The sequence below is a fragment of the Alphaproteobacteria bacterium genome (assembly GCA_025210155.1).
Lineage (GTDB): Bacteria > Pseudomonadota > Alphaproteobacteria > Rs-D84 > CASDRH01 > JAOASE01.
The window spans coordinates 24,673-45,569 of record JAOASE010000007.1 but is presented as its reverse complement, the minus strand read 5'-3'; the positions used below and the strand labels follow the sequence as shown (position 1 = coordinate 45,569).

Genomic DNA, 20,897 nt, shown 5'->3' with positions numbered 1-20,897 from the left:
TTTCAAACTTAATGTTTTAAAAATTATAGATTTTATGGTTAAAATTTGATATTATTTTGTTATGAATACTTTTTGGTTTGCATTTTTACTAACTTTATTTGCAGGGCTTTCTACGGGAATAGGCTCTTCTATAGCTTTTTTTATAAAGAAGGCTAATATTAAATTTTTATCTGTTTCTTTGGGATTCTCAGCAGGGGTTATGATTTATGTTTCTTTGGTTGAAATGCTACCTGAGGCTCAGCATATTATTTCTAATAATTTAGGAGGTAATTTATCTGAGTGGATAACTGTTGGAGCTTTTTTCTTTGGTGTTTTATTAACTGCATTTATAGATATGATTATACCAAATATAGAAAATCCTCATGAATTTGAAAAGAATCAGAAAAAGCTTAATGCATTGAAAGTAGGTAGAAAAGATAGTAGAAAGTTGATGAGAATTGGTTTGTTTACAGCTTTAGCATTGGCTTTACATAATTTTCCTGAGGGATTTGCAACTTTTATGTCTGCTTTTCATGACCCTAATTTAGCTATTTCCATAGCTTTTGCTATAGCAATACATAATATTCCGGAAGGGATATCTGTATCAGTTCCTATATTTTATGCTACAGGAGATAGGAAAAAGGCGTTTTACTATTCATTTTTATCTGGCTTAGCAGAACCTGTTGGAGCTTTGATAGGTTATGCGATACTTAGACCATTTTTGAATGATATTTTGCTTGGGTTTGTATTTGCTGGAATTGCCGGAATTATGGTTTATATATCTTTTGATGAGTTGTTGCCTGCGTCTAGAGAATATGGAAAGCATCATTTATCAATCTTAGGATTGTTTTCAGGTATGTTAGTAATGGCTATAAGTTTAGCTATGTTTTAGGAATATTATTAGTTATATTATTGTGTTAAATAAAAAAAGATAGAAATTAATCTATCTTTTGAAATTTTGGAGCGAATGAAGGGGCTCGAACCCTCGACCTCAACCTTGGCAAGGTTGCGCTCTAGCCAACTGAGCTACATTCGCTTAATATGGTGTTATTATATGGATTCTTTTTCGAAAGTCAATACCCTAAATGCATTTTTTTTAATATTTTTTGTAACTCCTTGTAATTTTTCCTTTCTTTGTATAATTCGTCGCTAGACCCGCTCCTCATTAACTTTGAATACGGAAAAGTTTCAATACCCATTTTTTGTTTTTTTACATTTTTTTCATAAATCCTTGTAATTTTTCCTTTCTTTAACTGTTAATCTTTATTTTTTATCTTGATTTTATATTTTAATTGTTTATATTCCTAATAAACCAAACATGTAAAAGTTATTGCGTTGCTGATCTATTTTTAAAATATTGTTTTAAAATAGTAGTTAAAAAGTTTTTTTTGAATAGTGTAAAGTCCGTAGCAGAGGGGGAAATGTAGGTAATGGGACAACAACCTTCTTGCTAATTATCAGTCAGCGTTTAGATAGAGTCTTGGAAAAAGTTCCAAGGCTCTATTTTTTATATTTTTTTAAAATTTTCTTTTATTAAAGCTAAGAAAGTTCCTCCTATTGGAATTTCTAAGCTGTTTGTTAATGTTATGTAATTTTTATTATTCTTTTTAGAAATTTCTTTGAAGTATGATTTGTTGATCCAGTATGATTTATGAATTTGTATTCCCATATTAGCAGGCATTTCTTTAATTGCATCTTTTAATCTGTAATTAATAGTTTCTATTTTATCTTCGAAGAATACTTCAATATAGTTTTCGTTTGATTTTATCATAAATATACTATCTCTTTTATGTTCAGGTATTTTTGCAAGGAAACCTCTATCTCCTTCTAATATGTGTGATAGAAGGAATTTTTTATTTATGAAGTTTATTAATGCTACCATTGATAGGAAAAAGAATATTTCTGTGCTTTCTAATAATACCTCACTTTTTATATCGAAGTTTTCTTCGTATCCTATAAAGTGAAAAAAGGCTAGTTGCATAGAGCAGAAGACTATAGATATAATTGATATTATAGAGATAGCTTTAATAAATTTATTTTTTATTACGTGTTTGATTTTGTTTTCAATGAATATATATGAAAGGATAAACATAGGTATTTCAAAGGCATGTAATAATTGTTCTATCTTGTTGTAACTTGGATCTTCTAGATAGTCAGATACTTTTATAAAGATTTCTGTTAGAAAACAAGTTATTAGGATAATCATATAAGAATAGTTCTCTTTTATGAATTTATGGAATGGGTATTTGTTCCAAATTTTTGTCATTGACGAATTCCTTTTATAAAAAATTATTACTAATTTTATTAAAATCGATTTTACATCTATTTCATTTTATTTCAATATGTTTTTGCAAGTATAAAAGTAAGGAGATTATTAATGTATATGAAAATGAAGGTATTACTACTTTTAATAAAGGGTAATTTATTATTTGTTTTAGCTTTGGTGCTTATACCATTGGCTTTTATTGCATATTTTATGGATATGGTTTTGGTTAATTCTGGTGATAAAACTTTTTTAGATAGGTTTTATAAATTTTTTTAATTAATTAAATTTTGGAGAGTTGTTATGTATAAAAATCTCAAGTTTTTAGGGGTATTATTTTTATTAAGTTGTTGTTTTATATTTTTATTTTGTTATGTGGATTTAAGTTTTGCTATGTTTTTAAAAAAGTATATGACTAGTAATATATATTATGTTTATAAATTTTTAAATGATTTTGCAGAACCATTATATATGTTTGCTATAACAGTGGTGGTTTATCTTTTGAATTACTTAATTTTTAAGACTTCTTTGAGAGAACTTAAATTTAAGTTTATCTTACAGTTGAAGGTTATTTTATCTAGTGGTTTGATAGTTCAGTTATTTAAGTTTGCTATTGGAAGGTATAGGTTTAAAGAATATTTGAAATGTGGGAACTTTGGTTTTGAACCATTTTTGGGAGTTGGATATTCTAATTCTTCATTCCCATCAGGGCATAGTTCCTCAATATTTACTTTTGTAACGATTTTATTATTATTGTTTTATGTTGATGGGAAGACGTCTAGGGTTATTAAAATATTTGCTTATTCATTTGCTACATTAGTTGCTTTTAGTAGGCTTATATTGAGGGCTCATTATTTGTCTGATGTTATAGCAGGAAGTTTGCTTGGTATAATATGTGCCGAAATCTTATTTAGATTTTTTAACAAGGAAGAAAAAAAGCTTACAAGTTAGTAAGCTTTTGAGTTTATTTTGTTGTTTCAAATTTATCTATTATTTTCCAAACTTGGGAAGAGTAGTGGGCCCCCTTTATGAATACAAGATCATTGTTTTGAAGGTTGTTTTCTATGTTAGGAAGTAATTCATCTATTTTGTCATAAAACGTTGTTATATCTGTTTTATTTTTATCTAATTCGTTTTGAATTATTTTAGTATTTTCGCCGATAAGTATAATTTTATCTAGTTTCATTGTGTTTATGAATTGTCCAACTTTTTTATGTTCTTCTTCGGTCGCTATTCCTAGTTCAGCCATATTTCCTATGATAGCTATTTTTCTTCCTTTAGAAGCTTTGTTTTGAAGTCTTGTTAAGCCTATTATCATGGCTTCAGCATGCCCGCCACCGTAAGACTCATCTATTATTTTTATGTTTTTTGTTTCGTTTATTGTAAAATTTTTAATTTTTCCACGTCCATCAGATGATCTAATTTCTTTATATTTTTTAGAGATTTCTTTTAGTGGTAGACCAAGAGCTTGGCATATACACATAGTACTCATAGAGTTATATTTGAATGCAAGGTTGTTTTCAGGTATCTCATATGAGATGGTTTCGTTTGAAGAAGTTTTGATTGTTAAAATAGTATCTTCTTCTGATATTAAACTTATGTCGCTTCCTTTTCTTCCGTAACTTTTGAAGTTGTTATGTTCTTGAGCTCCTTCTGATAGAATATCTGCGCATTGGCTGTCAGCATTATATATTGCTATTCCATTGTCTTTAAGTCCTTCAAATATTGAAGCTTTTTCAGCAGCTATAGATTTTATACTTTTGAAGAATTCTAGGTGCATAGGGTATACGTTTATTGCTATTGCGATATCTGGTTGCGTGTATGAAGTTAGTTTTTTCATTTCGCCTATGCCAGACATACCCATTTCAATGATTGCATAGTCGTAATTCTCTTTAGTCATATCTATAAGGCATTGGGGTACTCCTAATTGAGAGTTAAGGTTTTTAGGTGTGGCATATGTTTTACCGAAGCTTAGTAATATTGTTTTAAGCATGTCTTTAGTAGAAGTTTTTCCTGAACTTCCTGTTATTCCTATTAGTTTGCCTTTGAATTGTTGTCTGTGTAGATTTCCTATCTGACCGAAAGCATCTATAGTATCTTTAACTCTTATAAGTTGTTTTTGTTTGTCTTCTGAAAGGTTAGGGAAGTCTTCTGATACTATTGCGTATGAACCATTATTTAATGCTCCTTCTACAAATCTGTGGGCATTTACTTCTTGGTCGTCGGCTCTTTTACCTTTAAGGGCTATGAAACAAGTTTCGTTAGATGCAGCTTCGCGAGAGTCAGTTGATAGTAATTTTATTTCATGATTGAAATTGTCTTTATATAGATTTATATCTCCTTTGAAGTTGTCTTTTAGAGCTTCTATTATTTCTTTTATGGTAAATTTTAACATAATTCTTTTCCCTTATTCTTTGTCCTAAATTTTATATGAATTTGTTCTATATGTAAATTGAAAAAAATTATTATTTTAGATTGTAATTTGTTTTGTGTTGATAAAAAAATAAAATTGGAAAAAATCCTTGATTTATTTCTTGAAGATTATTATCTTATAGTTGTGAAAAAAATTTTAAATGTTGAATTGGAGTGTTTTTCTCCGTTAAATTTAAACCTGATGATTGAAAAAGTTATTGATTTCGAAAAATTTATGAATGCTATTGTTTTAGCTGGTAAGTGTATTAATTTTGATGATTATGTTTCTCTTGGGCGAGGAATGGTTTCCTTGAAGGAGAGAAAAAAAGAGTCTTCCGAAATTAAAGATAATTTGAAAAAAGCTAAATCTCTTTTAGAAGAGGTTACAATTAAAGATTTCGATAGGTTAAAGTTTAGTATTAACAGCCCAATTTGTGTTGTTTCTAGCTCGATGACAGCCTATCCTTTTTCCCAAGAGCTTGTTGGGAATAAATATTGGAAGGATTTTATCAAAACAGAAGAATTCTTTAAGGCAATTGATAGTCCTATTCCAGACAATGTTTTTAATAGGGCATAATTTGGGAAACGAATTGGAAGGAGAGGTTGTTATACAACCTCTTTTTTTGTAACTATATGAATCTTCTTGAATTTTGTTTTTAAAGTTAATAATATATTCCTAATATATTGTTTAAACCTATATTTGCATGAATAAAAAAATTGAGAAATTAGTTAAGATTATAGAAAAGAGTATTTTATCTATTGATACTATTTTGAATAGTGGAAATAAATCTTTTGATTCCTTTGTTACTTTGGGAATAAATCTTTTGAATTTACAGAAAATGATTGGGACTGTAGGTCCTAATTTGCCTAAGATTTGTTCTGATAAGAAGTGGGCTAAAGAATTTATACTTGATTTGAAAGCGAACATAGACAAGTATCAGAAAATTTTTGATGAATTTTCTATATCGGATTTATCTATATTGGAAGTTAAAGAAATTGATGAATTTGGGAACTTGGAGGTTAAATCTTCTATGTCGGTTTGGTATTTCTTTAAGTATTCTTATCCGGATGATTTTGATTTTAGGTCGGAGAAAGATTTAAAGAATCCTATATTTATGAGAAGTATTATGGATATGATGGATGCTGGGATTAAATCTCAAGGATTAGATTTTGGTAAATTAAATTGAAGGAAATAATAAGGAGTGTAAATTAATACGCTCCTTATTTTAATATCTTTTGTGAAGATTTTAGCTAGTTGGGAAATCTACTTTGATATCGTCAATGCTATTTAATCTTTCGAAGTGTGGTTTTTTGTGTGCACATGCTGGGCAAACTTCTGGTGCTTTGTCAGCTGTGTGTAAGTGACCACAGTTTCTACATCTCCAAACAACTTTGTCGCCGTCTTTGAACATTTCGCCTTTTTCAAGAGTTTCTAATAATTTAAGATATCTTGCTTCGTGGTATCTTTCAGCTATAGCGATACCTTCCATTGCTAGGGCAACGTCTTCAAAGCCTTCTTCTCTTGCTATTTTAGCGAATTCTGGGTACATGTGTTCGTATTCTTCGTTTTCACCTGCAGCAGCTTCTTTTAGGTTAGCAGCTGTGTCGCCTAGGCAACCTGCTGGGAATTCTACGCCAGTGAATTCTACTGGTTGACCGCTGTCTAAAAATTTGAATAATCTTTTAGCGTGTTCTTTTTCGTGTCTTGCAGTTTCTTCAAATACAGCTTGGATTTGTACGTAGCCTTCTTTTTTAGCGATGCTTGCGAACATATCGTATTTGTTTCTTGCTTGAGATTCACCTGCGAATGCAGTTAGGATATTTTTTTCAGTTTTAGTGCCTTGAAATCTGCTCATTGTTTTGCTCCTTTGTTTTTCTTTTATTTTAAGGATTCTTTTTTGTTTTTAAAGCAAAAAATTTAATAAAAATTTTATTGTTAAAGAAAAGATTCTTCCTTTGTTTTTTAAGTCTCTGTATTTATGATATTTTTTTAATACATCTTTTATACTTAGGGTCTGGAGATTTTTCTGTTTTGAAAAAGATTTCTAGCATCTTTTTTTGTTTTGAAAATCTAAAGCTTTCAGCTCCTAAAACGGCTACGTTTGTATCGTTATGTATTCTTGCATCTCTTGCCACTTTTTTAGAATAAAGTAGGGCAGCTCTTATGTGTTTAAATCTGTTTGAAAAGATACTTTGTCCTATTCCGTTGCCACAAATAACTATACCTCTTCCTTTAGGGTTGGATTTCATCCATTCACATAGATTTTTTGTGTAATCTGGATAATCAACTCTTTTTTCGCTAGAAGTGCCAAAGTCTATAATATCATAATCGTTTTTTTCTAACCATTTTATTAGGTTTTGTTTTAGTTTATAGCCTCTGTGATCTGAAGCTATTGCGATAGTGTTGTTTTTCATGAAAGATATTTCCTTATAATGTTTGAATATTGCTTTATGATGTCTTAACGTTGAAATTATAACAATTTTTATTGTAAAAATAAAGGTTTTTTAAATGTTGGTATAAATTTGTTTTCCAAAGATGGTTTTTGAGTCAAGAAAGGGAGTCTTTTCAGTGTTTTAGCTTTGTTTGAGTTAAGTTTTGATTCATGCTGTTCCTTGCTATTCTTGAGTTTTTGAGGAATTTTATGTGTGTCTATATATTTTTAAGTTTGTTTTTGAATAAAAAAATGAGTCTTATTAGATGGTTAACTTTGTTTATATTATATATTGATTCAATTTAAATTTCTTTGTTTTTGCTTGGTTTTTTGTGTGTTTAGGAAATTATGTTTTTTATGAATGAAATGAGAGGAGGTTAGATAAAAAAATAGTTTAGAAATTAATCTAAACTATTGTGAATTTTATGTTTTAACTATTACTTTTTAGCTTTGCTTTTTGTAGTAGTTTTAGTTTTTTTCTCTTGGCTTAAGAATTTCTTTTCTCTTAATTTACCATTTATTTGAGCACCAGTTTCAATTGAAATTTTATCGTGGTATACATCTCCGAAGATCTTTGCACTAGGTTTAAGAAGAATTGATTTAGCTTCTATGTTGCCTTCGCATCTACCTTCTACGATAATCTTTTCACCAATGATTTTTCCTTTAACCATACCAGACTTACCAATATGTATCTCATTACCAGTGATATTTCCGTTAATAAGGCCGTTAATAACTATTTCGCCTTCAGACTTAATATTACCAGTTATTTCTGTTTTCATATTGATTAATGATGTAGTATAGAAATCTTTTTTTATGCCTAACATTTACTTTTCCTAGTTTACAGTAGTCATTTCTTCTAGAGTTTTAGCTTTTGTAAATCTGTACGGGTTGAATGCACGATTTTTGTATTTTAATTCGTAGTGTAGGTGAGGGCCTGTTGATCTACCAGTGTTACCAAGTTCACCGATTACGTCACCAACTTCAACGAAATCACCTTCTTTTACGTTTATTTTGTTTAAATGGGCAAATATGCCTACGAAACCTAATCCATAGTCTATTTCAACTGAAAGGCCGTAACCATGTCTATCTCTGGCTTTTAAAACTTTACCTGATCCTGTAGAATAAATTGGATCTCCTATTTTTCCTCTATAGTCGATTCCTTTATGCATACCTTTTTTTACTTCATTAAATGGATCGTTTCTAACACCAAATTTAGAAGATATACTCATACGTTTTAGAGGAGGGCCTAAAGGTAATTCTTTTATAACTGTTTGAAGATCTTCTACACTTTTGATTTTTTTAGAAAGATTGTTTATCATCTTGTTTTCTTCAGAGTTGTCTATTTCTATGTCATTTACAGGATAATATAATCCACCTTTTCCTTCATTAGCTTCTTTTGCTTTTTTACCAAGAGTTTTTCTGTTTTTGATACCAAGTTCACCAAGAGTTCTATCTATCTTGTTAAGCATTTTTTCTACGTCTTGAGTTTCAGTATCTGTTATGAATTCAAGTCTTTCTAGTAGCTCACTTTGAACGTCTTGGAATTGATACATTTTTTCAATGATCTCTTCATTTTTCTTTTTAATCTCTTTTCTTTCTTTCCAAGCTATGTTTCTTTGTACGATTGCTTTATCTAATTTATATTTACTTGTTTGGATAATTTCTTCTTCATTAGAAACTTCATTTTCAAAGAAGTTTTCAAGTTTTTCTGATAAATATTGTTGGTTTACGTCTATTAGATATAGCTCTTTTTCAAGTTGAGCTTTTTCTTTTTCAGAAAGTTGTTCTGTTTTTTCTAATTTTTTAATAGTTTTTTTGTTGAAAGCTTTTAGTTTTTTTACAACGTTATCGAACTCTTCTTTATATACTTTTGTTTTGATAATAGTGTTTTCTATCTTTTTTTGAGTTAATTTCTTCATTTCGATAGAGTTTTCTATTGCAAACTTATTTGAGAAGTACATGTAAGAAGTCATGCCTAGAGATGCTGTCATTATAATAAATAATAAAGAAATAAATACCTGAAACTTAGAGCTTAAGGTATAAGTTACAAATTCATCGTTCTTTTTGATAATGAATTCTTTTTTGCTAAAAAGCTTTTTTATTTTATTCTTAATATTTATCATATTGCATAATAGACTATAATATAATCTTTTTTAGTTCAAGTCTTTTTTGTAAAAACCATTGTTTTCTTTGGATTTTTTTATTTAAAAATTAAAGAAATCTTTCTCTTCATTTGATAACCCATTGTTTTCACTAGAGTTTGTAGAAGGGGCTTCTTCAACCGCAGGTGTTTCTTCTATATTTAATGCACCTGGATTGTGAAATTTTTCTTCAACTTCTTCAGTTTCTATTTCTAGAGCACCTTCAGTTTTGATTTCTTCTTTTATAACAGTTTCTTTATTAGCTTCTTCTTTAGGAGCGAACATTTTTCTTATATCATTTGGAATAGGTGATACTGTGAAAGAGATGTTTGTTCCTGATAGAGATGTTTCTTCTATGAAGATTGTAGCGATTCTATCTTCTTGGATATATGTAAGGATAGTTTCACCACCTCTAATTACAGAAAGTTTTTTCCAATCAAATTCTTCCATTTGAGAAGAGTAGAAGTTAAATACGTTGCTTAGAGTGAATGGAGAGTTTAGATATAGAGTTCCAACCCATTCGTCTTTTTCACCAAATACTCTTGTTTTTTCTACTACCATGCTAGATTCTTCTGGAATAGGAACATCTGAGAAGTTTGAAAATGAATATGGTACTTCAGAAGTAGGGCCATTTGTAAAGTTGGCTTTGTTATTTGTGTTTGTGAAAGTGTTTTGTAATTGTTGACATGATGTTAATGTTAAAACACTTAATACTAATGCGAATTTATTTAGTTTCATTTTGTTTTTCTCTCCTTTTAAAATCCTGCTTTAAGTCCAAATTTAAATCCGTTATATTTCCAGAATGCTTCGTCAATTAGATTTTCTGTTACTGAACCATCTGCATAAGTAGTGTCGCCATCTTTTGCTTCTAGGTAATCATAAGTCCATCCTGCAAAAAGAGTAACGTTATTTTGTAATATATAGTTATATTCTGCTGAGAAAGTAAATCCTGTAGCTGAACTAGCTTCGTCTTCGAAAGTTAATCCTCTTGCTGGCCAGTTTCCGTCTGCAGTATATTTACCATAGAATACTTCTGCATAAAACTTAAGATAATCTCTCATAGATAATGCTTTTTCTAATTCTATACCGGCGTAGATACCATCCCAAGTTACGTCATATATTTGAGTTGGTTCATTTGGTTTAGTAATATCATTGGTAAATGCATAGCCGCCGAATGTATCATTCATTTGAGCATTGTTCATGTCTATCATACCGTGTTGTGCTTTTGAATCTGTAGTAAAGTATACTTCTTGAATTTCATATTCTTCATCTTCTTTTTGTATTAAGTTTCCAAGAGGGATGTAAACCGTTATAGATGAATCTCCTACATAATTAGGTGATGCTACAGGAGTAGAGTTATAATCTTTGTATACGTCGAAATCTCCGTCGCCGTCAGTATCTCTATATTCAATATTTTCAGGACTTAAGAACCCTTCAATGCTTGTATTAGCATTAAATGTATATTGACATAGTCCGCCAACAGTACTTCCATCTGAAAGCTTGATATCAGGAATTGCGCCACTACTGTCGCTAACGTGATTAGTACAGCTTGTTAAGTATTTAGTAACAGGTTGTTGATGTCCTAACATTTGTAGATCCATATTTTTTCTTTTGAAACCAAATACATATCTAGTGTCGAAGCCTAGGATTTGTCTTTTACTTTTATAACCAAAACCGATTTTATAGTCGTTTAACTCACCATCACCTGTACCTGCAGAGAACACTACTAATGGGTTAGTGATGTCGTCGTCTGTTGTATAATCTGTATCAGTAGAACCTTTAGCAAGAGATAGATCTAAGAAGTATTGATTGTCTCTACCGCTTGTCCAATATTTTCTTAAGTTTAATTCTACTCCAGAAGTATCCATATTTAACCATTTAAGTTTTGAATTTGTAGAGGTTGTAAATTCAAAGTGACTTGTACCTGTGAAATAGTTTAAGCTACCTTCCCATCCATTTTCAGGGTGAGCAATTTCGAATGCCGATTCTAGTGGGCCTAGCTCATATGATGGTTGGATAGTAGGTTGTGTCATAACTGGTTGTGCTTTTGGTTGAAAAACTGCAGCGCTTTGTGATTTTGTTTGACCAGATTGAAATTGTCTGTTGTTGCTAGTATATCTTACTTTTCTTGAAGAAGTTTTTACAGTTGGTTTAAGTTTGATCTTAGGAGCTCTGTCTAATTTGCAGTCAGAGTCGTTTTCGTCGCATGTAGCAAAGCTGAATGAATTATTATATTCATTTTCTAACATATCGTAGTAGATTGGCTTACCTTCGCCAGTTCTATATTCGTAGGCATTAGAAGTTGATGAAAACACACTTGCTCCAGCAATAGATGTAAGTACTGTAAAAAACGAAATTTTTTTCATATTTTCTCTTCCCATAAAAGATTCTTTTTATCTTATTTCTCCCTACAGTATAACATAAAAATGGCTAGGAAAAAAGTTTTTTATTGGGAAAAAAATATTTTTTAATTTTTTTGAATAAAACTGTTGAAATTTCATATTTTTGGAGTATATTCTCTTACTGTTATAACAATTAATAAAAAGGAGTTGGTTATATGACAAAAATCACAAAAATTATTGCTAGAGAGATTTTAGATTCTCGTGGTAATCCAACTGTAGAAGCTGATGTTATTCTAGAATCAGGTGCTAAAGCTAGCGCTTGCGTTCCATCAGGTGCTTCAACAGGTATTCATGAAGCTGTTGAACTTAGAGACGGTGATAAAGCTCGTTACCTAGGTAAAGGTGTTTTAAAAGCAGTTGAAAACGTAAATACTAAAATTGCTGATGCAATCGTAGGTATGGACGTTACTGATCAAGAAGCTATCGATAGAAAAATGATTGAAATCGATGGTACTGAAAATAAAGGTAATTTAGGTGCTAACGCTATTCTTGCTGTTTCACTAGCTTGTGCTAGAGTTGCTGCTCAAGAAAAAGGTATTTCTCTTTATAAATACTTAGGTGAAATGGTTGGTTCTAACTACAAAACATTACCAGTTCCAATGATGAACATCCTTAATGGTGGTTCTCACGCTGATAACCCAGTTGATATCCAAGAATTTATGGTTATGCCTGTAGGTGCGTCTTCTCTTAAAGAAGCTGTTAGAATGGGTGCTGAAATTTTCCATAACTTGAAAAAAGAATTAAAAGCTGCTGGTTTAAATACTAATGTTGGTGACGAAGGTGGTTTCGCTCCAGCTGTTAAATCTTCAGACGAAGCTTTAGACTTTATCTTAAAAGCTATTTCTGATGCTGGTTACAAAGCTGGTGAAGACGTTGTTATCGCTCTTGACGCTGCTGCGTCTGAATTCTACAAAGATGGTAAATACCACTTAGAAGGTGTTGGTGAAGTTCTTACATCTGAAGAAATGGTTGAATACTATGAAGCTTTAGTTGCTAAATATCCTATTTTCTCAATTGAAGATGGTCTTGCAGAAGACGATTGGGATGGTTGGAAACTAATGACTGAAAAATTAGGTAATAAAATTCAAATCGTTGGTGATGACCTTTTCGTTACAAATACTAAAAGATTGAAAAAAGGTATTGATACAGATACTGCTAACTCTATCTTAGTTAAAGTTAACCAAATTGGTTCAGTTACTGAATCTATCGAAGCTATTCAAATGGCTCATGAAGCTGGTTATACTGCAGTAGTTTCTCACAGATCTGGTGAAACTGAAGATGCTATCATTTCTGATATCGTTGTTGCATTAGAAACTGGTCAAATTAAAACTGGTTCACTTTCTAGATCTGATAGAATTGCTAAATACAATCAATTAATCAGAATTGAAGAAGAACTAGGTTCTGACGCAGTTTATCCAGGTAAAGCTATACTTAAAAAATAGTTAGATCTTTGGATTATATTTTAGAGCCTCACGATTTGTGGGGCTTTTTTATTGTAAATATAAATTTTATGTTTTAGTCTTTATTTATTGTTCGTTTAAAAATTAATATTTTAATAAATAAATTATGAAAAAAATAAATCTTAAGCCATTGTGGGATAATGGTTGTGATGCGCTTCGGGTAACATCGTCTTTATCAATGTATTTTTTGAAAAAGAAAGATGGGAGTGGGGGCAATTCTAAAAATCCGTTTAAAGAACTATTTTCTTTGAAATATTCTGAGCATGAAGAAGATTATAAAAAATGGGAATTTTCCGGATCTGGAGTTTTAAAGTCTAAAGTACAGGATTTTATAATTGATAAGGCTTTTGATAAAGGCTTGATTTATAATCTTTTTTTGACACTAAAGGAAATTCATGATAAATTTGGTTTTAATTATGAGTTTAAATCTGTTTTGATAACTAAAGATGGTATTCAAGATATTGTGAAGGAAATTAACTTTAAAGGTTTGGGGGCTATTTTACCTACAGAGGAAGATGAAAAATCTAGTTCATTAAAAATGACTGAAAATATTACTAAAATCTTAAATGATTATTTTGAGTATTAAAATTTTTAAAAGTGGTGTCTAAAAGGCATCGCTTTTTTTATTATTAATACTTTCTAAATGGTTGTTTTTGTGGTATAATTCGTGTGAGATTTTTATTATGAAGGAGATTCGTTATGGATAAAAATAAAAAGTTAATGATTATATTATTTGTGGCCATGATATTTAATTCTTTTACACCTATTGCAATTAAATTAGGTTTGAATGAGTTGCCAACTATGTTCTTTTTAGGAGTGCGATTCTTAATAGCTGCTTTAGCTATGTCATTTTTCTTTAGATTAAAAAAAGAGAATTTAAAAAAGAACTTTTTTTCAGGTGCCATTTCTTTAGTTACTATATCTTTGTTCTTTTACAGCTTTAAGATATTTTCTCCTGGTATAGTCAATTTGATTTCGGAAGTTCCATTTTCTATATTCTTGGCAACTTTTATTTTTAATGAGAAGATGAGTAGAAGAGAGGCAACAGGGGTTTTAGGAGCTTTTGCTGGACTATTCTTGGTTACTAGTAATGTTTCTTTAGATAATTCCCATTTATTATATATTCCTTTGTTAGCGTCTTTTATGGCTGGAATTAATGTTAATATTATTAAAAAGGTAAAGCTTGAAGTAGGGGAGTTATTACTTGGAAGATTTCTTACTATTGGTATAGGAGCATCTATAATATCTTACTTCTTTGAAACTGGTCAGGTTGAAGCCGTGAGAAATATTTCTGATATAGCTATATTCTCATTCTTGTGGGTTCTTCTTTATGGAACTTTAATTGCTAAATTTGTTGTTTCTAAAGCTATTGTTGAGTTGCCAATTCATGTAGTTATTCCTGCTACTATGATGTTACCTCCATTGGTTTTAATTTGGGACTACTTTATTTTTGGAAATTTATTTACTTTCCAACAAATGTTAGGTGTTGTGATTGTTCTTGGTGGTATATTTATGGCTGAGCATAAAAGCAAGAAAAAAGAACACCACCATCATCATAAATGGCTGCACAGACATCACTAAAATTAGGTGTATTTGACATGGAATTAAAATTGTGATATAATTCCTTTATAAATTTATCTATAAACCTAAACACTTATGTCATGGAATTTGAAAAGATTTTTGGAATAGCAGTCGCGGCTTTTATTGCTTTGGGAACTCTCTATATGTTAGTGATATATCCCTATATTGTTAAACCTTTATTTGGTAAAAAAGTTAAAGCATAAAAATTTGTGATGTTATGAAAAAAAAATTGAATTACGTTGGATTAAATGAAACTCTATAAGGAATTGAATTGGGCTTTGGACGGCACTATTTCTTATAGAGTTTTTTTATTGGAAATTTTATTTTTTTTAGAGCTTTTTTGCTTGAATAATTTTTGTATATTGCTATAGTTGATTTATTAAAATTTATTTGGTTGATTTATTGGTTTACTGAATAAGAAAAATAGAGTCGTAGAAGTAAGGAGTGCGTAAAATGGTGGGAAGTGTTAATAAAGTTACTTTAGTTGGTAACTTAGGAGCTGAACCTGAAGTTAGAAATTCACAAGATGGAAATAAGATTGTTTCTTTTACAGTAGCAACATCTGAATCTTGGAAAGATAAGTCTGGTGAAAGACAAGAAAGAACTGAATGGCATAGAGTTGTTGTGTTCTCTCAAGGTCTTGCAGATGTTTGTGAAAGATATCTTCATAAAGGAAGTAAAGTTTATGTTGAAGGTCAATTAAGAACTAGAAAATGGCAAGATGCTTCAGGCGTAGATAAATATACAACAGAAGTTGTTCTTTCTAATTTTAATGCTACTCTTATTATGTTAGATGGTAGAGATGGTGGATCTTCTATGGGTGGTTCATCTGATAATGGTGGTTTTAATGCTAAATCAGCAGATGTAGATGATATTGATGATGAAATTCCATTTTAGTTGTTAATATTACATGAAATAGAGGAGGAAGCTTTCATTAATTTGGGAGCTTTTTCTTTTTTTACTTGATTTTTTGGGGTTTTAAAATATGTTTACATCTTAAATTATTTTTTAAACACCCAGATATGGATAGAAATTTAAAAATCTACGTTTTTTCTAAGTTTGCAATTTCATTTTTAATGATTGTATCAATTGTTATGGAGCAATTTGGCTTGTTTTCACTTTTCGTTTCATTGTTTCTAATGTTAAATATAGGTTTCTTTTCAAAAGGTCTAGATAGATCTGAAAAGTTAACATTACAAAAGGCCTATGTATATATAAAGGATTGTAATTATTGGAAAAAATAAAATTTTTAATAGCCGCTTTCTTATGGAAGTGGCTTTTTTATTTGACATTTCCATAGGTCGGTAGTACTTTTTTCCTAAGTATATTTTTAAAAACCAAAATCTAACCAATTATGAAGAAAATTAAAGAGATGGAGCTTAAGCTTTTAAAGCATATGGGTGAAACAGAGAAAAGAGCTGATAAATATCTTATTCTTATGTTATTACTTGTAGTTTTATCTATCTTGAGGATAATTTTTATTGTTAAGAACGTTAATATGCCTTTTTATGGGTGGATAGAAGTTGGCTTTTGTGCTTTTCTTTTATTTTTTATTAATTCTTTTTCGCATAAGTTGATTGTTTTTTCAATTTTTAAAGAAAATTTGTGGTAGGGAGGGGCAGTTTTGCCTCCTTTTTTTATATTTAGGATTTATTTCTTGATTTATTATTGTTTTGAAACTAGAATGTTCCCTCAGAGGAAAATTTAAACCTAAAACAAATTAATTTATGAAAAGATTTAGCATAAGAGATGCTCTTAGATGGTCTATTTTTACTATGTCTATAGTTATTGTTGGCGCTCCAGTTGTTGGGTTTTGCTTTTTAATTAAGATAGTTGATATAGCGATTGTAATTTCGATAGTTATGTTTTTAGCTGCTATAGCAAGTTTGTTATTACAGTTAAGAATTCTAGTAGAAAGAGTAAGAGAGATGGAAAAAAGAGAGGGATTTTCGACGCGTGGTAAGAGTTGGATAGGAATCTATCTCTTGTTTTTAAAAAATAGCTATAAAAATAGAGTGGGGTCTTATTAAGAGGTCCCACTCTTTAATTTTAGAAACTTAATCATTTATTTTTTGATTAAAGATTTTCCAGTCATTTCAGTTGGTTGCGTGATACCTACTATTTCTAGAATTGTAGGAGCTACGTCACATAAAGCGCCTTCTGAAAGAGATTTGATTTCTTTGTTTTCAGTTGGCTCTATGATAGAAAATGGAACTACATTGCAAGTATGAGCAGTGTGAGGTTTACCAGTTTCTTCGTTAATCATGATTTCGCAGTTACCGTGATCTGCTGTGATCATTAAATGGTAGCCATTTTCTTTACATTTCTTTTCTAGTTCTGCAACGCAAGCATCTACAGTTTCTACAGATTGCTCTGTTGCATCCATATTTCCTGTGTGGCCTAGCATATCACCGTTTGCATAGTTTAGAATGATTACGTCGTGTTTTTGAGTATCTAAATCAGCTGTAAGTTTTTCAGTAATTTCTTTTGCAGACATGTCAGGTGCTTGGTCGTAAGTTTCTACTCTTGGAGATTCTACAAGAATTCTATCTTCGTTTTTGAATTCTGTTTCTTCTCCACCGTTAAGGAAGAAAGTTACGTGTGCATATTTTTCAGTTTCAGCGATTCTAAGTTGGCTTAATCCATTTTCAGCAACTACTTCACCTAATGTCTTTTTAATTTCTAAATCAGGGAATAGAGTGATTAGGGATTTGCTTAGTTCTGCTGAGTAGTCTGCCATACCAGCTAGTGCGGATAATTTAATATCTTTGCTGTTTAGGAATTTTGAGCAGATTTGTCTAGCTCTGTCTGAACGGAAATTTGCGAATATGAATGATTCTCCATCTTTCATGCCTTCGTAATCTCCGATTAAGCATGGTACTACAAATTCGTCAGTAACACCTTCTTTGTATGATGCTTCTATTGCTTCAGTTGCCGTAGTATATCTTTTAGCATCTGATTTTTTACCAAGAAGTGTATCGTGAGTTAAGTCAGTTCTGTCTTGGTTATTGTTTCTGTCCATTGCGTAGAAACGACCTGAAAGAGTTGCTATTTTGATGTTTTCATTTGATGATGTAGCATCTTCGAACTCTTTTATGAATTCTATAGCTGATTCTTGAGGTGTATCTCTACCGTCTGTAACAACGTGTAAATTCACTTGTAAGCCTTTGTCAGCAAGGGTTTGGCAAAGATATGTTATGTGTCTTATATGCGAGTGTATACCGCCACTAGATAACAAGCCCATTACATTAATTAAATCGCCTGAAGCCTTTGTTTTTTCTACTAATTTTTCAAGGTTTTTGTCGTCTTTTAGGCTGTTGTTTTTGATGGAATTTTCGATTCTTGGTAATAATTGCTCTACAACACGTCCAGCACCTATATTCATGTGTCCAACTTCAGAGTTACCCATTTGACCAGCTGGAAGACCTACAAATTCGCCAGAAGCTTCTATGTGAGAGTAGGGATTAGATGAAAATATTCTGTCTAAGTTAGGTGTGTTTGAATGTGTGTATGCGTTTCCTTCGTAGTCTTTGTATATTCCAACGCCGTCTAGGATGCATAGTAAAACTTTGCTCATGATTTTTTCCTTTTCATTTTTAATTCTGGTAAGCAAGAAGAGCTTCCTTTAATTCCTTTTTGCGTTATATTATAACAAATGATTTTTAAAAGGAAAGTTTCTTTTTGTTGTTTGTAATAAAAAAATATGTATAATATATGTAATTAATTCTTAATTGTGTTTCTGGTTTCTATTTATTCGATTCCCTGCTTTTTGTGAGCTTTTTAATACATAATATATATTATGCGACAAAAATATTGATGGATTTTTCTCTCTTATTTTATAGAGGTATGGATGTGTTAATTTTATGCTTGTGTGAAAATTGTGAATTTTAATAATTTTTAGAAGTGGTTTATGTGTTGCTCTAAGTGATATTTTGACATAAAAAAAGAAGCTGGGATTTGTGATCCACAGCCTCTTCTTTTAAATATCTTTCGATTAAACTCGCCCGGAAAGTAAATTTCTCCAAGCAAGAACCATAGGTAAACCTATTATAGCAAGGTCAACGAGATATCTACTGTCTCTATTGATTGCTAACATTAAGAAAAGTGCAACAACTATTAAATCTGTTATTAAATAGATTTTAGAATTTTTACAAAAAGATTTCTTTTTAAATCCAATCTTCTTTTTCTTAAAGTTTATACCTATTAGAATGAACCTAACTACTCCATATAACTGAACTAAGTAATATGGTACGTGAGCTTCATAATCTTTGATTAACCAATCAATGCTTAAAGCAAATGCAGCAGCTATTGGCCACCACATTAATATCCCTACACTCATTTCTTCATCTTTTATTCCAAGTGGCTTGAAACTGATTTCATCAGGTATCCATAGCATTACAAATAATATCAGCGATACTATTGTTATGTATGTTGGGGTTGAAAAGGCTTCATTATTGAAGTGAATTCCAACGTACCAGAAAAATAATGAAATTATGTAGAAGAAAACTGTTGTTAGAAACAGAGCTAATTTTGCGTTTTTTAAATTAAAGTAATTCATATCTTAATTTTTTAGGTTTAACGATTTTGTAGTGCCCTTCTCTATTTTGTTAGTCAGGGCATATTTTGTTTACATTGTATCTTTATATATTAAAAATATAACATAAATAATATATTTGTCAAGAAAAAAAGTGTGAAAAATGTTATTTTTGGGATTGGTTTATATAGAAAAAGGTTGTAAAAACCTTTGTTTTCTGCGGTTTTTTCATAAAAAAAGAAGTTGTTTTTTACACCCTCTTTTTTGTCTATTTTTTATATTTTTCTATTAATTTTAGTAATTTTTTATAGGATCTTTTTGAAACTGCTATGATGGTTATGATTATATTTACAAAAATTATAGTCATAGTTAAGCAGATTTCTTCAAAGTAATTACCTATAAAATTAAGTATTTCTTCGTTTGAAATCATAGTGCTTGATTTAGGGATTTATATGTAGATCTTTATATAATTATTAGATTTGAAGTTGAAAGAGTCAAGGAGAAAGTACTCTTATAAAAGAAAGGAGCTCATAATGAACTCCCTTATACTCTTTGTTTTAAAAGCTTTTTATGCTTCTAAGTTTGCTAGCTTTTCAAGATTTTCTTCGGCTGTAAGAGCATCTATAATTTCTTGAAGTGCAGGACCTCCGGCTAGAGCGTCGTCTAACTTATATAGAGTAAGGTTAATTCTGTGCTCAGATATTCTACCTTGAGGGTAGTTATATGTTCTGATACGAGCAGATCTATCACCTGTACCTACTTTAGACTTTCTGTCAGCCGCTCTTGCTTGTTCTTGTTTTTGTCTTTCAGCGTCGTAAATTCTTGCTTTAAGAGTTTTCATAGCTTTATCTTTATTGGCAAGCTGAGAACGTCCGTCCTGGCATTCTGCTACTGTGTTAGTAGGAATGTGAGTTATTCTTACAGCAGATTCTGTTTTGTTAACGTGTTGTCCACCAGCACCAGATGCTCTGAAAGTATCAATTCTTAAATCTTTAGGGTCTATTTGGATATCGATGTCTTCTGCTTCAGGCATAACTGCTACTGTAGCGGCAGAAGTATGTACCCTACCCTGTGTTTCTGTTTCTGGAACTCTTTGTACTCTGTGTACACCAGATTCATATTTCAATTGTGAGAAAACGTTTTGTCCGCTGATTTCTACAATGGCTTCTTTTACGCCACCAACTTCAGCTTCGTTTACGTTTGTGATTTCAAATCTCCAACCTTTATTTGTTGCTAGGCCTCTATACATTTCTAATAAGTTACCTGCGAACAAGGCTGCTTCGTCTCCACCAGTACCAGCTCTGATTTCTAAGATAGCGTTCTTTTCGTCGGCTTCGTCTTTTGGTAGAAGCATGATTTTGATTTTGTCTTCCATTTCAGGTAGTTGGTGTTTAGCTTCGTGGTATTCCATTTCAGCAAGCTCTTTCATTTCAGGATCTTTAAGAAGTTCTTGAGCTTGTTCCATGTTAGATTTTGTAGTGAAGTATTCGTCTATAGCTTCTACAACTGGCTTTAGATCGGAATATTCTTTAGATGTTTTTGCGAATTCTTTATTGTCATCAATACCTTGAGAAAGTTTATCTTCTAAGGTTTGTAATTTTTCTTTTACTTGTTCTAGTTTTAGGTCGAATTTACTTTTTTCTACTGACATTTCTTTTTCCTGTATTTTAAAATCTTTTCATAGTTTATTTAT

At 30.7% G+C, this 20,897-nt stretch carries 23 protein-coding genes and 1 tRNA gene; 12 read left to right on the top strand and 12 right to left on the bottom strand.

The annotated features are described in order from the left end of the window. The first annotated feature begins 61 nt into the window (after positions 1-61). Positions 62-871: a zinc transporter ZupT gene (zupT, locus tag N4A44_03075; GenBank protein ID MCT4552624.1), complete on the top strand. Its 810-nt coding sequence runs from the start codon at positions 62-64 to the stop codon at positions 869-871. A 67-nt stretch (positions 872-938) separates the two neighbouring features. Here the strand turns inward: zupT and N4A44_03070 are convergent. Both N4A44_03070 and N4A44_03065 read right to left on the bottom strand, forming a co-directional pair. Then, positions 939-1,015: transfer RNA gene (locus tag N4A44_03070), tRNA-Gly, on the bottom strand. A 471-nt stretch (positions 1,016-1,486) separates the two neighbouring features. Then, positions 1,487-2,245, bottom strand: coding sequence for a LytTR family transcriptional regulator (locus tag N4A44_03065; GenBank protein ID MCT4552623.1), 759 nt, complete (start codon positions 2,243-2,245; stop codon positions 1,487-1,489). A 111-nt stretch (positions 2,246-2,356) separates the two neighbouring features. On the opposite strand from N4A44_03065, the gene N4A44_03060 reads away from it, so the two are divergent. Together N4A44_03060 and N4A44_03055 are read left to right on the top strand one after the other, a co-directional pair. Next, a complete protein-coding gene (locus tag N4A44_03060) occupies positions 2,357-2,521 on the top strand; it encodes a hypothetical protein (GenBank protein MCT4552622.1) in 165 nt (54 codons plus the stop codon). A gap of 132 nt (positions 2,522-2,653) precedes the next feature. Beyond that, positions 2,654-3,193, top strand: a complete 540-nt coding sequence (locus N4A44_03055) for a phosphatase PAP2 family protein (GenBank protein MCT4552621.1) — start codon at positions 2,654-2,656, stop codon at positions 3,191-3,193. A 13-nt stretch (positions 3,194-3,206) separates the two neighbouring features. Here the strand turns inward: N4A44_03055 and murF are convergent, their stop codons facing one another. Beyond that, positions 3,207-4,637, bottom strand: a complete 1,431-nt coding sequence (murF, locus tag N4A44_03050) for a UDP-N-acetylmuramoyl-tripeptide--D-alanyl-D-alanine ligase (protein MCT4552620.1) — start codon at positions 4,635-4,637, stop codon at positions 3,207-3,209. Positions 4,638-4,856: 219 nt separating this feature from the next. Between murF and N4A44_03045 the strand changes: the two genes are divergently transcribed. Beyond that, a complete protein-coding gene (locus N4A44_03045; protein MCT4552619.1) occupies positions 4,857-5,231 on the top strand; it encodes a hypothetical protein in 375 nt (124 codons plus the stop codon). 127 nt (positions 5,232-5,358) lie between these two features. Then, on the top strand, positions 5,359-5,841 hold the full coding sequence (locus N4A44_03040) for a hypothetical protein (GenBank protein ID MCT4552618.1): 483 nt from the start codon (positions 5,359-5,361) through the stop codon (positions 5,839-5,841). Between the two features lie 60 nt (positions 5,842-5,901). Here N4A44_03040 and N4A44_03035 read toward each other — a convergent pair whose 3' ends face one another. The 6 genes from N4A44_03035 to N4A44_03010 form a co-directional block, all read right to left on the bottom strand. Then, entirely contained in the window at positions 5,902-6,510 is a 609-nt protein-coding gene (locus N4A44_03035; GenBank protein ID MCT4552617.1) for a rubrerythrin family protein, read from the bottom strand. Positions 6,511-6,631: 121 nt separating this feature from the next. Beyond that, a complete protein-coding gene (locus N4A44_03030; GenBank protein MCT4552616.1) occupies positions 6,632-7,069 on the bottom strand; it encodes an RpiB/LacA/LacB family sugar-phosphate isomerase in 438 nt (145 codons plus the stop codon). 454 nt (positions 7,070-7,523) lie between these two features. Then, positions 7,524-7,910 carry a polymer-forming cytoskeletal protein gene (locus tag N4A44_03025; protein ID MCT4552615.1) on the bottom strand — a complete coding sequence of 129 codons (387 nt, stop codon included), beginning with the start codon at positions 7,908-7,910 and terminating at the stop codon, positions 7,524-7,526. Positions 7,911-7,919: 9 nt separating this feature from the next. Then, entirely contained in the window at positions 7,920-9,209 is a 1,290-nt protein-coding gene (locus N4A44_03020) for a peptidoglycan DD-metalloendopeptidase family protein (protein ID MCT4552614.1), read from the bottom strand. 81 nt (positions 9,210-9,290) lie between these two features. Beyond that, positions 9,291-9,965, bottom strand: coding sequence for a hypothetical protein (locus N4A44_03015; protein ID MCT4552613.1), 675 nt, complete (start codon positions 9,963-9,965; stop codon positions 9,291-9,293). A gap of 17 nt (positions 9,966-9,982) precedes the next feature. Next, positions 9,983-11,608, bottom strand: coding sequence for a hypothetical protein (locus tag N4A44_03010; GenBank protein MCT4552612.1), 1,626 nt, complete (start codon positions 11,606-11,608; stop codon positions 9,983-9,985). A 176-nt stretch (positions 11,609-11,784) separates the two neighbouring features. On the opposite strand from N4A44_03010, the gene eno reads away from it, so the two are divergent. From eno to N4A44_02975, 7 genes are all read left to right on the top strand, one after another. Further along, positions 11,785-13,071, top strand: a complete 1,287-nt coding sequence (gene eno / locus N4A44_03005; GenBank protein MCT4552611.1) for a phosphopyruvate hydratase — start codon at positions 11,785-11,787, stop codon at positions 13,069-13,071. 124 nt (positions 13,072-13,195) lie between these two features. Further along, positions 13,196-13,675, top strand: a complete 480-nt coding sequence (locus N4A44_03000) for a hypothetical protein (GenBank protein MCT4552610.1) — start codon at positions 13,196-13,198, stop codon at positions 13,673-13,675. Positions 13,676-13,788: 113 nt separating this feature from the next. Next, positions 13,789-14,670: a DMT family transporter gene (locus N4A44_02995; protein ID MCT4552609.1), complete on the top strand. Its 882-nt coding sequence runs from the start codon at positions 13,789-13,791 to the stop codon at positions 14,668-14,670. Between the two features lie 453 nt (positions 14,671-15,123). After that, complete coding sequence (gene ssb / locus N4A44_02990; GenBank protein ID MCT4552608.1) at positions 15,124-15,567, top strand: single-stranded DNA-binding protein; 444 nt, start codon at positions 15,124-15,126, stop codon at positions 15,565-15,567. A 125-nt stretch (positions 15,568-15,692) separates the two neighbouring features. After that, positions 15,693-15,914 (top strand): hypothetical protein, encoded by a 222-nt coding sequence (locus N4A44_02985; GenBank protein MCT4552607.1) that lies wholly within the window; start codon positions 15,693-15,695, stop codon positions 15,912-15,914. Positions 15,915-16,024: 110 nt separating this feature from the next. Continuing rightward, positions 16,025-16,282: a hypothetical protein gene (locus N4A44_02980; GenBank protein ID MCT4552606.1), complete on the top strand. Its 258-nt coding sequence runs from the start codon at positions 16,025-16,027 to the stop codon at positions 16,280-16,282. 115 nt (positions 16,283-16,397) lie between these two features. Beyond that, positions 16,398-16,700: a hypothetical protein gene (locus N4A44_02975; GenBank protein ID MCT4552605.1), complete on the top strand. Its 303-nt coding sequence runs from the start codon at positions 16,398-16,400 to the stop codon at positions 16,698-16,700. A gap of 35 nt (positions 16,701-16,735) precedes the next feature. Here N4A44_02975 and gpmI read toward each other — a convergent pair whose 3' ends face one another. The 3 genes from gpmI to prfA form a co-directional block, all read right to left on the bottom strand. After that, complete coding sequence (gpmI, locus tag N4A44_02970; GenBank protein MCT4552604.1) at positions 16,736-18,247, bottom strand: 2,3-bisphosphoglycerate-independent phosphoglycerate mutase; 1,512 nt, start codon at positions 18,245-18,247, stop codon at positions 16,736-16,738. A gap of 417 nt (positions 18,248-18,664) precedes the next feature. After that, a complete protein-coding gene (locus N4A44_02965) occupies positions 18,665-19,066 on the bottom strand; it encodes a hypothetical protein (GenBank protein MCT4552603.1) in 402 nt (133 codons plus the stop codon). 706 nt (positions 19,067-19,772) lie between these two features. Continuing rightward, positions 19,773-20,855, bottom strand: a complete 1,083-nt coding sequence (gene prfA, locus N4A44_02960) for a peptide chain release factor 1 (protein ID MCT4552602.1) — start codon at positions 20,853-20,855, stop codon at positions 19,773-19,775. Between the last annotated feature and the right edge of the window lie 42 nt (positions 20,856-20,897).

Coding starts and splice junctions, on each gene's coding strand:
- zupT (MCT4552624.1), top strand. CDS start 62: ATGAATACTTTTTGGTTTGCATTTTTACTAACTTTATTTGCAGGGCTT.
- N4A44_02980 (MCT4552606.1), top strand. CDS start 16,025: ATGAAGAAAATTAAAGAGATGGAGCTTAAGCTTTTAAAGCATATGGGT.
- eno (MCT4552611.1), top strand. CDS start 11,785: ATGACAAAAATCACAAAAATTATTGCTAGAGAGATTTTAGATTCTCGT.
- N4A44_03015 (MCT4552613.1), bottom strand. CDS start 9,965: ATGAAACTAAATAAATTCGCATTAGTATTAAGTGTTTTAACATTAACA.
- N4A44_03040 (MCT4552618.1), top strand. CDS start 5,359: ATGAATAAAAAAATTGAGAAATTAGTTAAGATTATAGAAAAGAGTATT.
- N4A44_02975 (MCT4552605.1), top strand. CDS start 16,398: ATGAAAAGATTTAGCATAAGAGATGCTCTTAGATGGTCTATTTTTACT.
- N4A44_03055 (MCT4552621.1), top strand. CDS start 2,654: ATGACTAGTAATATATATTATGTTTATAAATTTTTAAATGATTTTGCA.
- N4A44_03030 (MCT4552616.1), bottom strand. CDS start 7,069: ATGAAAAACAACACTATCGCAATAGCTTCAGATCACAGAGGCTATAAA.
- N4A44_02965 (MCT4552603.1), bottom strand. CDS start 19,066: ATGCTATGGATACCTGATGAAATCAGTTTCAAGCCACTTGGAATAAAA.
- N4A44_03060 (MCT4552622.1), top strand. CDS start 2,357: ATGTATATGAAAATGAAGGTATTACTACTTTTAATAAAGGGTAATTTA.
- ssb (MCT4552608.1), top strand. CDS start 15,124: ATGGTGGGAAGTGTTAATAAAGTTACTTTAGTTGGTAACTTAGGAGCT.
- N4A44_02995 (MCT4552609.1), top strand. CDS start 13,789: ATGGATAAAAATAAAAAGTTAATGATTATATTATTTGTGGCCATGATA.
- murF (MCT4552620.1), bottom strand. CDS start 4,637: ATGTTAAAATTTACCATAAAAGAAATAATAGAAGCTCTAAAAGACAAC.
- N4A44_03065 (MCT4552623.1), bottom strand. CDS start 2,245: ATGACAAAAATTTGGAACAAATACCCATTCCATAAATTCATAAAAGAG.
- N4A44_03045 (MCT4552619.1), top strand. CDS start 4,857: ATGATTGAAAAAGTTATTGATTTCGAAAAATTTATGAATGCTATTGTT.
- N4A44_03010 (MCT4552612.1), bottom strand. CDS start 11,608: ATGGGAAGAGAAAATATGAAAAAAATTTCGTTTTTTACAGTACTTACA.
- gpmI (MCT4552604.1), bottom strand. CDS start 18,247: ATGAGCAAAGTTTTACTATGCATCCTAGACGGCGTTGGAATATACAAA.
- N4A44_03000 (MCT4552610.1), top strand. CDS start 13,196: ATGAAAAAAATAAATCTTAAGCCATTGTGGGATAATGGTTGTGATGCG.
- N4A44_03035 (MCT4552617.1), bottom strand. CDS start 6,510: ATGAGCAGATTTCAAGGCACTAAAACTGAAAAAAATATCCTAACTGCA.
- N4A44_03025 (MCT4552615.1), bottom strand. CDS start 7,910: ATGTTAGGCATAAAAAAAGATTTCTATACTACATCATTAATCAATATG.
- prfA (MCT4552602.1), bottom strand. CDS start 20,855: ATGTCAGTAGAAAAAAGTAAATTCGACCTAAAACTAGAACAAGTAAAA.
- N4A44_02985 (MCT4552607.1), top strand. CDS start 15,693: ATGGATAGAAATTTAAAAATCTACGTTTTTTCTAAGTTTGCAATTTCA.
- N4A44_03020 (MCT4552614.1), bottom strand. CDS start 9,209: ATGATAAATATTAAGAATAAAATAAAAAAGCTTTTTAGCAAAAAAGAA.